The organism is Rhizobium phaseoli, from assembly GCF_001664385.1.
GTDB classification, from domain to species: Bacteria; Pseudomonadota; Alphaproteobacteria; order Rhizobiales; family Rhizobiaceae; genus Rhizobium; species Rhizobium phaseoli.
On sequence record NZ_CP013536.1, the window covers coordinates 306875 to 320544 of the forward strand.

12 protein-coding genes and 1 pseudogene are annotated in these 13670 nt (G+C 63.3%); 5 read left to right on the plus strand and 8 right to left on the minus strand.

Annotated elements, in window-relative coordinates:
• Nucleotides 1-67: 67 nt before the first annotated feature.
• Nucleotides 68-1384: an MFS transporter gene (locus AMC88_RS28635; protein WP_037117856.1), complete on the minus strand. Its 1317-nt coding sequence runs from the start codon at nt 1382-1384 to the stop codon at nt 68-70.
• A 243-nt stretch (nt 1385-1627) separates the two neighbouring features.
• Here AMC88_RS28635 and AMC88_RS28640 point away from each other — a divergent pair, with 243 nt between their 5' ends.
• From AMC88_RS28640 to AMC88_RS28655, 4 genes are all read left to right on the plus strand, one after another.
• A complete protein-coding gene (locus AMC88_RS28640) occupies nt 1628-2626 on the plus strand; it encodes a LacI family DNA-binding transcriptional regulator (RefSeq protein WP_016735888.1) in 999 nt (332 codons plus the stop codon).
• A 15-nt stretch (nt 2627-2641) separates the two neighbouring features.
• Complete coding sequence (gene otnC, locus AMC88_RS28645; protein ID WP_012490043.1) at nt 2642-3310, plus strand: 3-oxo-tetronate 4-phosphate decarboxylase; 669 nt, start codon at nt 2642-2644, stop codon at nt 3308-3310.
• Between the two features lie 193 nt (nt 3311-3503).
• Nucleotides 3504-4172: a haloacid dehalogenase type II gene (locus AMC88_RS28650; RefSeq protein ID WP_012490042.1), complete on the plus strand. Its 669-nt coding sequence runs from the start codon at nt 3504-3506 to the stop codon at nt 4170-4172.
• A 13-nt stretch (nt 4173-4185) separates the two neighbouring features.
• Nucleotides 4186-5460: an NAD(P)/FAD-dependent oxidoreductase gene (locus AMC88_RS28655; RefSeq protein WP_012490041.1), complete on the plus strand. Its 1275-nt coding sequence runs from the start codon at nt 4186-4188 to the stop codon at nt 5458-5460.
• An 83-nt stretch (nt 5461-5543) separates the two neighbouring features.
• Here AMC88_RS28655 and AMC88_RS28660 read toward each other — a convergent pair whose 3' ends face one another.
• The 6 genes from AMC88_RS28660 to argE all read right to left on the minus strand — a co-directional run bounded on the left by AMC88_RS28660 (nt 5544) and on the right by argE (nt 12251).
• Nucleotides 5544-7001, minus strand: a complete 1458-nt coding sequence (locus AMC88_RS28660) for an NAD-dependent succinate-semialdehyde dehydrogenase (protein WP_037145660.1) — start codon at nt 6999-7001, stop codon at nt 5544-5546.
• Nucleotides 7002-7063: 62 nt separating this feature from the next.
• On the minus strand, nt 7064-8107 hold the full coding sequence (locus AMC88_RS28665; protein ID WP_037145662.1) for a tartrate dehydrogenase: 1044 nt from the start codon (nt 8105-8107) through the stop codon (nt 7064-7066).
• A 10-nt stretch (nt 8108-8117) separates the two neighbouring features.
• Entirely contained in the window at nt 8118-9581 is a 1464-nt protein-coding gene (locus AMC88_RS28670; RefSeq protein ID WP_037145664.1) for an aldehyde dehydrogenase family protein, read from the minus strand.
• Between the two features lie 204 nt (nt 9582-9785).
• Complete coding sequence (locus tag AMC88_RS28675) at nt 9786-10139, minus strand: cupin domain-containing protein (protein ID WP_037145666.1); 354 nt, start codon at nt 10137-10139, stop codon at nt 9786-9788.
• Nucleotides 10140-10179: 40 nt separating this feature from the next.
• On the minus strand, nt 10180-11103 hold the full coding sequence (locus AMC88_RS28680; RefSeq protein WP_037145668.1) for a 2-hydroxyacid dehydrogenase: 924 nt from the start codon (nt 11101-11103) through the stop codon (nt 10180-10182).
• A 23-nt stretch (nt 11104-11126) separates the two neighbouring features.
• Nucleotides 11127-12251: an acetylornithine deacetylase gene (gene argE / locus AMC88_RS28685; protein WP_037145670.1), complete on the minus strand. Its 1125-nt coding sequence runs from the start codon at nt 12249-12251 to the stop codon at nt 11127-11129.
• A gap of 263 nt (nt 12252-12514) precedes the next feature.
• Here argE and AMC88_RS28690 point away from each other — a divergent pair, with 263 nt between their 5' ends.
• Nucleotides 12515-13417, plus strand: coding sequence for a GNAT family N-acetyltransferase (locus tag AMC88_RS28690; RefSeq protein ID WP_037145672.1), 903 nt, complete (start codon nt 12515-12517; stop codon nt 13415-13417).
• A gap of 1 nt (nt 13418) precedes the next feature.
• On the opposite strand, the pseudogene AMC88_RS34355 reads toward AMC88_RS28690, so the two are convergent.
• A pseudogene (locus tag AMC88_RS34355) lies at nt 13419-13617 on the minus strand (hypothetical protein).
• Nucleotides 13618-13670: the final 53 nt, after the last annotated feature.

The following is a 13670-nucleotide window of genomic DNA, read 5'->3' on the forward strand; positions in this document are numbered from 1 at the left end:
GAGAGGTTCTCCAGTCTCGTGAGGAAGATCCGTGCCCCTCCGGAAGTCGTCCCGAAGGGGCTGTCGCTTAGCGATTGACGGTTTTAGCCGGGACCGTCAACACGGCCAGCGAACCGATGACGAGCGCGGCCGCCAGCAGATACATGCCGGCGCTGTTGGTGCCGGTGAAGTCCTTCAGATAGCCGACCAGAAACGGTCCGAGGAACCCGGCGAGATTGCCGACCGAATTGATCCAGGCGATGCCGGCCGCAGCGCCGGTGCCGGCGAGGAAAGCGGTCGGAAGCGACCAGAAAAGCGGCGCGCAGCTGATGGCGCCCGCAGCAGCCAGCGAGAGGCAGATGATCGACACCGTCGTGCTCGTCGCGAGCGTTGCGGCAACGAAGCCGCCGGCGGCGATAAGAGCCGGGACGACGAGGTGCCACCGCCGTTCGCGCAGCCTGTCGGCGGAACGTCCGAGCGCCAGCATGGCGACGAATGTGCAGATATAGGGGATGGCGGAAATGAGGCCGATGTTGAGATTTCCGCTGACGCCCGAGGCTTTCACGATGGTCGGCATCCAGAAATTCAGGCCATATTGCCCGAGCACGAAGCAGAAATAAATCAGGCACATCAGCCAGACGCGACGGTCGGTCAGCGTGCCCGAGATGCTGTGCGGGCTTGCTGTCTTGGCTTTATTCTCCGCCTCGATATTGGCCGTCAGCACCCGCTTTTCCTCATCGTCCAGCCACGTCGCGTCAGCGATCCTATCATCAAGATAAAAGAACGTCGCGACGCCGAAAAGAATGGCCGGAACGGCTTCGATCAGGAACATCCACTGCCAGCCGGACAGACCGTGCGTTCCGTGAAAGCTGTCCATCAAAAAGCCTGAAAGCGGATTGCCGAAAATGGCGGATACCGGGATAGCGGACATGAAAGTGGTAATGATCTTGGCGCGGCGATGCGCCGGATACCAGGATGTCAGATACAAAATGATGCCGGGGAAAAATCCTGCCTCGGCAACGCCCAGCAGGAAACGCAGGACATAGAACACGGTTTCCGACGAGGTGAACATGAAGGCGGCGGAGATGATGCCCCAGGTGATCATGATGCGGGCAATCCAGACCCGCGCACCGACCTTATTCATGATGACATTGCTTGGCACTTCAAACAGAAAATAGCCGATGAAGAAAATGCCGGCGCCGATGCCGTAGGCAGCTTCCGAGAGGCCGAGCTCGCTCGACATCTGCAGCTTGGCGAAGCCGACATTGACGCGGTCGAGATAAGCGACGACGTAACACAACATCAAAAACGGCACGATGCGCCAGAATACCTTGCCATAGGCCCGATCCTCCGTCGCCTGTGCGGGATATGCGCCAGCGACTGGCGCCTCTGTATGCAGCGTCATGATTCTCTCCTCCGATCGTTGCCGCGATCTCCGACAGGTCCTCCCGCGGCGCGCTGATCCTCTTTTGGCAGCGCTGCCATTCCTCTTAATCCATTTTGGCAGCGCTGCCAACCGCGAATTGGCAGCGCTGCCAAAAAAATCTTGCTTCTTGCCCGAAGTAGTGAAAAATGAATCTCGCCTAGTGACGGTGTTGCCAGACGCTTCGCGCCGGAAGGCTTGCTCATATCGGGTTCAAAATTGACGATGGAATTGAAACAACAGGCGACGGTCACCCTCGCGGAGGTCGCGGAAGCGGCCGGCGTCGGCGAGAGCACGGTGTCGCGCGTGCTGCGCAACCATGGTTCGTTTTCAGGCAAGACCCGGGAGCGGGTGATGGCCGCTGTCGAGCGGTTGGGCTATGTGCCGAACCGGATCGCCGGAACGCTGGCCTCCACCGGTTCGCGTCTCGTCGCTTTCGTCATTCCTTCGCTGTCCAACATCGTCTTTCCCGATGTGCTGCGCGGCGCCAGCGCCGTTCTGGAGGAAAACCGATATCAGTCGGTTTTTTCGGTGACCGACTATGATCCGGGCAGGGAGGAAGCGCTCGCCGCCGCAATGCTCGCCTGGCGGCCGGCGGCGGTGATGCTGGCAGGATACGAGCATACCGACGGCACGGCGAAAATGCTGCGCGCCAGCGGATGCCGGGTCGTGGAACTGCTCGATCTGGACGGCGACGCCCTCGATATCGCAGTCGGCTTCTCGAACCGCGCGGCCGGAAGGGAGAGCGCTGCCTTCCTGCTCAAGCGGGCTTATCGCAGGATCGGCTATGTCGGTCACGACCTCCAGCGCGATACCCGCGCCGGCAAGCGCTTTTCCAGTTTCTGCGAAACGCTCGAGGCCGCCGGCGCCCCGCTCATCGCCCGCGAAATTCTTGCCGGCCCATCCTCGGTGGAGAACGGCAGATTGGGACTGGAGCGATTGCTTGCACGAGCGACCGATCTGGATGCCGTCTATTTTTCCAACGACGATATGGCGCTGGGCGGTTATTTTCATTGTCTCGCCCAAGGGATCGCGATCCCCTCGCAGCTCGCGATTTTTGGTTATAACGGCCTCGATATCGGCCGGGCGATACCACAGCCCTTGTCGACCATCCGGACGCCGCGCGTGGCGACCGGTGAGATAGCCGCGCAACTCATCGTCGCCAATGCGCCGCCGCAGGTCGTCGATCTCGGCTTTGAACTGATCGAGGGGGCGACCGCATGAATTGGAGGAACTGTCATGTCCGACGCGCGCCTGCGTGAGGAAATCTGTCGATACGGCCGGTCGCTGTTCGAGCGCGGGCTGACACCCGGTTCGTCGGGCAACATATCGTTACGGCTGGAGGACGGCGGCTGGCTGGTCACGCCGACCAACGCTTCGCTCGGCTTTCTCGACCCGGCGCGTATTTCAAGGCTCGATGCCGAAGGCCGGCTCCTATCCGGTGACAAGCCGACCAAGGAAATCCCGCTTCACACCGCCCTCTACGACACACGCGGCAGCGCCCGCGCCATCGTCCATCTTCATTCCACGCATGCGGTGGCGCTGACGATGCTGCCGGAGATCGATCCGCGCGCCGCCTTGCCGCCGATGACGCCATACTATCTCATGCGCGCCGGCGAGACGGCGCTGGTGCCCTATTATCGCCCCGGCGATCCGGCGGTGGCCGATGCGATCCGCGGGCTGGCGGGCAAATACTCGTCGGTGCTTCTGGCCAATCATGGACCCGTCGTTGCCGGTGACAGCCTGGAGGCGGCGGTCTTCGCAACCGAGGAACTGGAGGAAACGGCGAAGCTCTATCTGCTGCTGCGCAACCTCAATCCCCGCTTCCTCAGCCCGGAGCAAGTGGCCGATCTCGTCAAGACCTTCGGCCTCGATCTTCCCTCGCATCATGACCACGACCACGATTGAACCCGTCCTCGCGTCGTGGACCATCGAGTTTGACGGCATGATCCGTCTGCGGGAGCGCGCAACCTTCTGCCAAACGCCGGTTTCGATACGATAGATTCTGCTTCCGATGCCGCCGATTCAGGCAAGCCATGGGCAAGGCGGTGCCTATGATTGTGGACACGTCCCCCTGTTCCAATCTTTCGAGGATATGCTGATGACCACGTTCCGTCCGAAATACATCACCTTCGATTGCTACGGCACGCTGACCAACTTCCAGATGGCGGAAGCAGCGCGCGACCTTTACGGCGAGCAACTCGACGAGCCGCGTATGGTCGAGTTCATCAAGAATTTCGCCGCCTATCGTCTCGACGAGATCATGGGCGCCTGGAAACCCTATGCCGAGGTGGTGCACAATTCGCTCGAGCGGGCATGCAAGCGCAACGGCGTGACCTTTCGCGACGAAGCCGCGCAAATGGTTTACGAGCGTGTTCCGACCTGGGGTCCGCATCGAGACGTACCCGAGGGCCTTGCCAAGGTCGCGCGGGAAATTCCGCTGGTCATCCTGTCCAACGCCATGGACGCTCAGATCATGTCGAATGTCGAAAAGCTCGGCGCGCCCTTCCACGCGGTTTATACCGCTCAACAGGCAAATGCCTATAAGCCGCGTTTCCAAGCCTTCGAATATATGTTCGACATGCTCGGCTGCGGGCCGCAGGACGTGCTGCATTGCTCGTCCTCCTTCCGCTACGATCTGATGTCGGCGCATGATCTCGGCATCAAGAACAAGGTCTGGGTCAATCGCGGCCACGAGCCGGCCAATCCCTATTACGGGTATGTCGAAATCCCGCATATTTCAGGCCTGCCGGGCGTCGTCGGACTCTGACGGAGACAAGCGGATGCAGTTCCAATCCTACTGGCACGACACGGCCCGCCCTTTTGCTGAGGCGGCCCAAGGTCCTGTCGAAGGACATTACGACGTCGCCATCATCGGCGCCGGCTTCACCGGGCTCGCCGCAGCGCGCCAGCTTGCGACAGCCGGCGTCAAGGTCGTCGTGCTGGAGGGCGAGCGTGTCGGCTGGGGCGCATCGGGGCGCAATGGCGGCCATCTCAATAACGGCCTTGCGCATAGCTTCCTGTCCGCCAAGGCCGCGCTGGGCGTGGAGCGGGCCGTTGCGCTCTATCGGGCGTTCGACGATTCCATCGATACGATCGAGGCGATCATCACGGCAGAGGGGATCGACTGCGATTTCCGTCGGGCCGGGAAGCTAAAGCTTGCCTCCAAGCCGCAGCACTTCGAAGCCATCGCCCGCAATTTTGAGGCCGTGCACAAAGACGTCGATCCGGACACGGCGCTTCTGACGGCAAACGAGCTGAAGGGCGAGGTGGGGTCGCCTTTTCACGGCGCCATGCTCTCGAAGAAGAGCGCGATGATGCATATGGGCCGCTATGCCGCCGGGCTTGCCGCCGCGGCCGTCCGCCACGGCGCGACCATTTTCGAACAGGCTGCGGTGACCGGCCACAGGCAGGGTAGCGGCCGCCACAGCCTTGAGACCGCGCGGGGCACCGTCACCGCCGACCACGTGCTGGTTGCGACCGGCGCCTACACGCCGTCGCTCTTCGGCTATTTCCGTCGTCGGATCATTTCGGTCGGCAGCTTCCTGATCGCCACCCGTCCGCTGAGCGATGCCGAAATCGACGCGACGATGCCGGGAAATCGGACCTGCGTCACATCGATGAACATCGGCAACTATTTCCGGCTGTCGCCGGACAAGCGGCTGATCTTCGGCGGTCGCGCCCGCTTTTCCGCAACGTCGGATCAGCGATCGGACGCAAAGAGCGGCGATATTCTGCGCGCCAGTCTCGCCGAGATCTTCCCGCAACTCGCCGGTGTCGAAATCGACTATTGCTGGGGTGGGCTGGTCGACATGACGAAGGACCGCTATCCGCGCGCCGGCTATGTCGATGGCGTGTGGTACGCCATGGGCTATTCCGGTCACGGCGCCCAGCTTTCCACCCATCTCGGCATGATCATGGCCGACGCGATCATGGGCAAGGCAAACCGCAATCCGGTCAAAGGGCTCGAATGGCCCGCCGTTCCCGGCCATTTCGGCAAGCCGTGGTTCCTGCCGATGGTAGGGCTTTATTATAAGACGCTGGATCGCTTCAAGTAAGCGAGGCGCGCGGTCGACCTTTCCAAAACATAGATGTGGCAGGGGCGCCGGATGAATTTCCGGCGCCCTTTGTTTTGCGCGGGTCAGGAAAGCCCGCCGATGTGAAAGCTCTTCATTTCCAGATATTCCTCGATGCCGCATTGTGCGCCTTCGCGGCCAAGGCCGGATTGCTTGACGCCGCCGAACGGGGCGACCTCGGTGGAAATGGCGCCGGTGTTGAGGCCGATCATGCCGAATTCGAGCGCTTCGCCGACACGCCAGGAGCGTTTCAGGCTCTCGGTGTAGAAATAGGCGGCAAGGCCGAAGGGAGTGGCGTTGGCAATGCGGATCGCCTCTTCCTCCGTGTCGAAGCGGAAGAGGGGCGCAACCGGCCCGAATGTCTCTTCACTGGCAAGCTGCATGTCGGTCGTCGCATCGCCAAGCACCATAGGCGCCGCGAATTGATCGCCCGCGGGCATCGAGCCCGCAGTGGCGAGGATTTTAGCTCCCTTTTCCACCGCATCGTCGACGTGACGTTTGATCTTCTCGATCGCCGCCTTGTTGATCATCGGCCCGATATCCGTGCCGGCATCCGTACCGGCCCCGACCCTCATGGCCGCGACCCGCGCGCCAAGCTTGGCCGCAAAGGCCTCGTACACGCCGGACTGGACGAGAAGGCGGTTGGCGCAGACGCAGGTCTGGCCGCCATTGCGGAATTTCGAGGCGATTGCGCCTTCCACGGCAAGATCGAGATCGGCATCGTCGAAGACGATGAACGGCGCGTTGCCGCCGAGTTCGAGGCTGAGCCGTTTGACGCTGTCGGCCGCGCCGCGCATCAGCAACGACCCGACGCGGGTCGAGCCGGTGAAGGAGATCTTGCGGACGGTCTGGTTGGCCATCAACTCGTCGCCGATCCCGGCCGGCATGCCGGTGACGATATTGATCACGCCCTTGGGGATGCCGGCGCGCTCCGCCAGGACGCCAAGTGCCAGCGCCGAAAACGGGGTCAGGTCGGATGGTTTGATCACGACGGTACAGCCTGCCGCGAGCGCCGGCCCCACCTTGCGGGTGATCATCGCATTGGGAAAATTCCACGGCGTGATGATCGCCGATACGCCGACAGGCTCCTTCAGGACGACAATGCGCCGATCCGCTGTCGGTGAGGGAATGGTCGTGCCGCCGATGCGGCGCGCTTCCTCGGAAAACCATTTGACGAACGAGGCGCCGTAACGGATTTCACCGCGCGCTTCCGCAAGCGGCTTGCCCTGTTCCCTGGTGAGGATCAGCGCCAGGTCCTCGATATTGTCGAGCATCAGATCGTGCCAGGCTTCCAGCAAAGCGGCGCGCTCGGCATGGGTTTTTGCCCGCCATGGGCCAAAGGCTTTTTCCGCCGCCGCGATTGCGGCCCGCGTATCGGCTCCGTCCATATCGGGCACCGTGCCCAGCACATGCTGCGTCGCCGGATCGCTCACCTCGATCGTGCGGCCGGCTGCAGCCCCGCACCATTCGCCATCGATGAGACCTTGCTGGCGAAGCAGGCTGCCGTCTCTCAATCCGTTCATTTTCTCCCCTTTCGTCAACGTGTTTGTTTCCGCAATTGCGGGCACCCAGTGCCTGATATGCGTTAGCCGAACGCTGAAAGCACCGATGCCGTGATCGCGTCGGTCTTGTCCTTGCCGGGAATTGCGCCGATGCCGCGTGCCGTCGTCGTTTCGATCGCGGCCATCACCTTTCCGGCGGCGGCCGTTTCTCCGAGATGTTCGAGCATCATTGCACCCGACCAGATGGCGGCAATCGGATTGGCGATCCCGAGATGAGCGATATCGGGTGCTGACCCGTGGACGGGTTCGAACATGGACGGCGCCGAGCGATCGGGATTGATGTTGGCGGATGCGGCGAAGCCGAGCCCGCCCTGGATCGCGGCGCCAAGGTCGGTCAGGATGTCGCCGAACAGGTTGGAGGCGACCACGACATCGAGGCTTTCGGGCGCCATCACCATGCGGGCGGCCATGGCGTCGATATGGTAACTGGTCACGTCGACATCGGGATATTCCGCAGCGAGCCCGTGGGTGATCTCGTCCCAGAAGACCATCGAATATTTCTGTGCGTTCGACTTCGTCACCGAGGCAAGCTTGCCGCGTCGCGCACGTGCCTGCTCGAAGCCGAAACGCAGGATGCGTTCGACCCCCTTGCGGGTGAAGATCGCGGTTTCGATCGCCACTTCGTTGTCTGTGCCCTGATGGATGCGGCCGCCGGCGCCGGAATATTCGCCCTCGGTGTTCTCACGGATGCAGAGGATGTCGAAGCCGTCAGACCGCAGCGGTCCCTGCACGCCTGGCAATAGCCGGTGCGGGCGGATATTGGCATATTGCACGAAGGCCTTGCGGATCGGCAGCAGGAGGCCGTGCAGCGATACGGAATCCGGCACCTTTTGAGGCCATCCGACGGCGCCGAGCAGGATGGCATCGAAAGACCGCAGCGTTTCGATGCCGTCGGCAGGCATCATGCTGCCATTTTCGAGGTAGTAGTCGCAGGACCAGGGGAGGCGGGTCCCCTCAAGAGAAAATCCGCTCGATCCGGCCGTCTTTTCGAGCACGGACCAGGCTGCTTCGGTCACGTCCCGGCCGATGCCGTCTCCGGGCAGAAGGGCGATCTTGTAGGTCTTCATCGCAGCTCCTTTAAAGGCTGATGAGCACGCTCTTGCTCTTGCGGTTGGCATGATAGGCTTCGCGGCCGAGATCCTTGCCGATGCCCGACTGTTTGTAACCGCCGGTCGGCAGGATATGGTCACGCGAGCGGCCGTAGCGGTTGACCCAGACGGTGCCGGCCTGCAGGCGGCGGGTAAGTCGGATCGCCCGGGAGAGATCGCGGGTGAAGAGGCCGGCGGCGAGCCCATAGGCCGGATGGTCGGCCAAGCTCAGCGCCTCTTCCTCATCCTCGAAGGTCTGAATCGTCAGCACTGGTCCGAAGATTTCCTCGAGAACCGCTGGCGATGTCGCCGTGACGCCGGAAATAAGGGTCGGTGCGTAGAAATAGCCGTCGCGGTCGAGGCGGCGGCCGCCCGTGAGGCACTCGGCCCCGCCGTCGATCGCGGCGCGGATGATGCCATCCATACGGGCGATCTGACGTTCGGAGATCACCGGCGAATAATCGGTCGTTTCCTCCCAGGTCGGGCCGGGGCGGATGGCCGCCAGCCTGGTAAGCAGCGCCGTTGCAAGCGCATCCGCCACCTTCGCCTCGACGATGAGGCGGGATCCGCAAACGCAGGCCTGGCCGGCATTGGACAGGATGCTGCCGGCGATGGCGCCTGCGGCGAGATCGAGATCGGCGTCGGCGAAGACCAGCTGCGGGCTCTTGCCGCCGAGTTCCAGCGTCATCGGCTTCACCCCGGTGCGGGCGATATTGGCCATGATCGCCGCGCCGGCCGCCGTCGAGCCGGTGAAGCTGATCTTGGAAATTCCCGGATGGCCGGTGATGGCGGTTCCGGTGGTCGGGCCGTCGCCGAGGACGACGTTGACGAGACCGGCGGGCAGGCCAGCCCGCACCGAAAGTTCGGCAAGATAGAGTGTCGAGAACGGTGTCATTTCCGATGGTTTCAAGACCACCGCATTGCCGGCCGCCAGCGCCGGAGCAAGCTTCCACCCTGCCATCGACAAAGGGAAATTCCACGGCGTGATGGCGCCAATGACGCCGTACGGCTCCGTCATGATCATGCCGAAATTCGCGTCGTCGGTCGGGACGAGATCGCCGCCTTCCTTGTCGGCGAATTCGGCAAAGAAGCGGATCTGCTCGGCGGTGACGGCAATATCGCCGGCGACGAGCTGGCCGACCGGGCGGGTCGAGGAGAGTGCTTCGAGCCTGGCGAGGGTTTCCGCCTCGGCTTCGATCAGGTCGGCCCAGCGCTGCAGCGCCATGGTGCGCTCGCGCGGCCGCACGCCACCCCAATTGCTGGTCTTCAAGGCTGTTCCGGCCGTCTCGACGGCGTGGTCGACAAGGGCCTCGTCGGCAAGCGGGCAGCCGGCATAGGCCCTGCCGTCGGACGGCCGATGCATGTCGATAACGGCTTTGGCCGGAACCAGTCGGCCGCCGATGAAATGTCCGACGGGCAGGGAGATCGTGTTCGGATCGAAGCTGAGTGTCATTGCGCGTCCTCGGAATGAACCGAGGACAAGCCTAGCCGGGGAAGGCGAGCAGCATGCATCGACCGATCACGCTGCGGCGGCCGAAAATTGCGTTTTGCGCACTGCCACCAGTCAAATCTACGGCGGGTGACCGGCGCCCAAGCCGCGCGGTCTGCGGTCGGGAAACGACTGCGCCGCAGGCGATCGTGGCGCGCGGCACCGGCGTCATGATACCGTCACGTAGATCTTGCGCACCGTCTCGATCGTCTTCCACACGCCGACGAAACCCGGCTTCATCACAAAACTGTCGCCGGCCTTGTAGACCACCGGCTCACCGCCGTCCGGCGTGAGTTCGACCAGGCCGGAAAGGATGTGGCAGAACTCGAACGTCTCACCCTTGATCGAACGCGTCTCGCCGGGTGTTGCCTCCCAGACGCCGCTATGAACACTCTCTGCGCGGGCGACATCCTGCGCCCAAGTCTTGAAGGTTGGTTTGCCCGAGATCAGGCGCTCGGGAAGAGGGCCGGATTCGCGCGGCGCCTGGGATGGGTTGGTGTCGATCGTCTTGAGCAGGGACATGGCTTTCCTTTCGCGAGTGCAGATTTTTGGGTGGAATGAATCAGTAGCCGCGGCTGCGATCGACCAACCCGATCGGGTCAAGGCCTGCCCGGTGGCGCTTGATATTGGCGATCACGGCCGCCGCAGCGGTTTCGGCTTGGGTGACGCTGGCAATATGCGGCGTCAGCAGGATGCGCGGATGGTTCCAGAAGGCGTGGCCCGCAGGCAGCGGCTCCGGATCGGTGACATCGACGACGGCGCCGGAGAGATGCCCGGCATCGAGTGCGTCGACGAGCGCCTGATGATCGAGCTGCGCGCCGCGGCCGACATGCACGAGCGCGGCGCCGGCCGGAAGCCTGGCGAAGAGCTCCGCGTTCAGAAAGCCGCGGGTCTCCTCCGTCAGCGGCAGCAGACAGACGAGAATGTCGGTGGTTGCAAGTAGCGTATCGAGTCCCTCAGCGCCGCTGAGGCATCGCACGCCGGCGATCGCCCGCGGACTGCGGCTCCAGCCGGAAAGCGGGAAGCCGAAGGGTTGCAGACGTTCGAGCGCCGCGCTTCCAAGCATGCCGAGTCCAAGCACGCCGATGCGGCGTTCTGCGGCCTGTACCGGTTGGATCGGCTGCCAGATGCCGCGTCGCTGCTGGTCGAGATAGGCCGGAAGGTCACGATGGAGCGCAAGGACGGCGAGCGTCGCATATTCCTGCATCATCCTGACGATGCCGTCCTCGACCATCCGCACCACCTTGACCCGGGCAGGCACGGCATCGATACGGAACTGGTCAATGCCGGCGCCGATCGAGAACAGGATTTCGAGGTTTCGGTAGCGCGCGAGATCGTCGGGCACGGTCCAGGTGATCAGGTAACGCACAGCCTCCGGTTCGACCTGTGCCGGGTCCATGGAAAAGGCGACGTCGGGCAGTGCGCGCGCGAAGGCTTCGGCGAATACGGCGCCGCGCTTCGCGTCGGAATTGAAGAGAAAGGTCATTGCATCGGCTCCTTGATCTTAGGTCAGGCCGTGCAGCGGCGGGCGAGCGCTTCGACCATTGCCTGGCAGGCCAGGAGTTCGCTGGCGAGAATGAATTCGTCCGGCTTGTGGGCCCGGCCGATATCGCCCGGCCCGCAGATGATCGCATCGATGCCGGCGCGCTGGAAAAGGCCGGCCTCGGTCCCGTAGCTGACGGCGGCGAGCGGCTCGATGCCGGTCAGTTCGCCCAGCAGGCGGGCAAGCGGGGCATCGGCGGCAAGCGACAGGGCCGGATAGGCGCTGAGTTCGCGCCATTCCACCTCGAAGCCCAGTTGCGGCAGGGCCTCGGCCGCCGCTTGCAGGGGCGCCAGCAGCACGGCCGGATCGACGCCGGAAATGGCTCTCGCCTCGAACTCGGCCTCGCAGGTGTCGGGAATGATGTTGACCGCCTGGCCGCCCTTCAACGTGCCGACCTGAAGAGATGAGTAGGGTGGTTCGAACACATCTTCGAATGGGCCGTGTGTCAGCCGGGCGGCTTCGACATTGGCGCAAGCCAGGACGCCGGTCATGGCATGGATCGCGTTCAGTCCCTGGTCCGGGCGGGAGGAATGGCCGGACCGGCCCTTGACCGTCAGCCGGGCGGCGGCCTTGCCCTTGTGGGCGCGGATTGCCCGCATATTGCTCGGCTCGCCGATAATCGCGCCAAGCGGGCGGGCACAGAGTTCCGGCAGGCGTGCGATCATGTGCGGGACGCCGTGGCAGCCGGCCTCCTCATCGTAGGAAAAGGCAAGGTGAATGGGCCGGCGGAGCCGCGTTGCTGCGAGCGCCGGCACGGCGGCAAGAACGGCGGCCAGGAAGCCCTTCATGTCGGTGCTGCCGCGGCCGAAAAGGCGATCCGCTTCAGCCCGCAGGCGGAACGGGTCGCTGCTCCAGCCCGCCTCGGCGGCAGGGACCACATCCATATGGCCGGAGAGGATATAGCCCGGTACCTCGACCGGCCCGATCGTCGCGAAGAGGTTCGACCGGTCACCCTCGGGGCCGGGAAGCTCGGTGGCGGCAATACCGTGACTTTTGAGATAGTGGCGGATCCAAGCGACGATTTCGCCGTTCGGCGTACCGACGACGGAGGGAAAGCCGACGAGCCTTTCGAGAATTTCAATTGCCTGCATGGGCGTCCTCACGGCGCGGGATGTCGGGTGCAACCGGGCTCTTGCGGTCAACGGCGCCGTCGGCCGGTCGGGGTCTGCCAATGACTGTAGAGACCGGCGCAGGCTTTATTTGCCGAAAGCGTATCGGATTTGGTCGATTGTTGTGTTTGCGCGGGCCTCGCCAGTGAATTGTATCGTGCGATCCGTCCTATTCTCGATAAAGGTTTTCCGTGGGGCGGCTTTCCCTGAAGGGCTTGGCCAGAAAATGCGGCAGGAGGGCGGGAGTGAGCGCACTGACATCCGAATCCAGGTTCGTCGACAGTTTCGAGACGCGCATTGCCGACATTAACAGCGTGGATATCGATAAGCTGCACGCGCTTTCAATGTCGGTCGCCTGGCCGCATCGCCGCGAAGACTGGCAGTTCTTGCGCGATTTCGGCCACGGCATCGCTGCGATCGACGAAATCGGCCGCATCCTGGGCTCAGCGATGTGGTTTCCCTATGACGGCCGGTTCGCGACCATCGGCATGGTCATCACCTCGCCGCGCCTGCAGGCCAACGGCGCCGGGCAGTGGCTGATGGGCCACGCGCTAGATCAGGTTGCCGGGCGCAATCTTGGGCTGAACGCGACGCGGGCGGCGCGGCGCCTCTATCTGTCCCTGAATTTTGTTCGCGAAGCGTCGGTCTTCCAATGCCACGGCGAAGCGATCTTGCCGCCGGATGTGGAACTGCCGCCAGGTAAAGCGATACGAGGCGTGCAAGCCGATGACCTGCAGGCGATCGCCGCACTCGATCGGACGGCCTTTGGCACCGATCGCACGCTGCTGCTGGCTCGGCTCCTTGCCAACTCAAAAGGTGTCGTATTAACCCGCGCCGGCCGGATCGAGGCCTTCTCGCTTTGCCGCAGGTTCGGGCGCGGTCAGGTCATCGGTCCGGTCGTGGCAGGCGATGACGCGGACGCGATCGCCGTCGTCCATCCGCATGTGGTTGAACATGCGGGAGCATTCCTGCGCCTCGATACCCGCGAAAAAGGCGGGACATTTGCCGATTTCCTCTCCCGCTGCGGTCTTCCGATTTATGATATCGTGACGACCATGTCGCTGGGCGAGCCTTGGCTTCCGGTACCGGGAGGCCGCGGGATGCACGAGCCGAAGACCTATGCGCTCGTCAGCCAGGCGCTCGGGTGAATTAAGCGCCGGGGCAGAGAGGCAGCGATGCCAGAGCCTGAGCGCGCTGGCATTCGGGCCGAAACGAGCGATATTGCCAGAAACTATCTGGAGATTCGCGCCGGTATACGGTCGAGCCAGTAGATGGTGTCGTCGACCGGCAGGACGGGATGCCAGGCATACCACTCCGTCCAGATGCTTCCTGCCGGCTCTCTCTCGATGATCGTTGCCTGTTCATCGGTGACCCTCGAATATGTCCGTGGTGTCTTCCCGG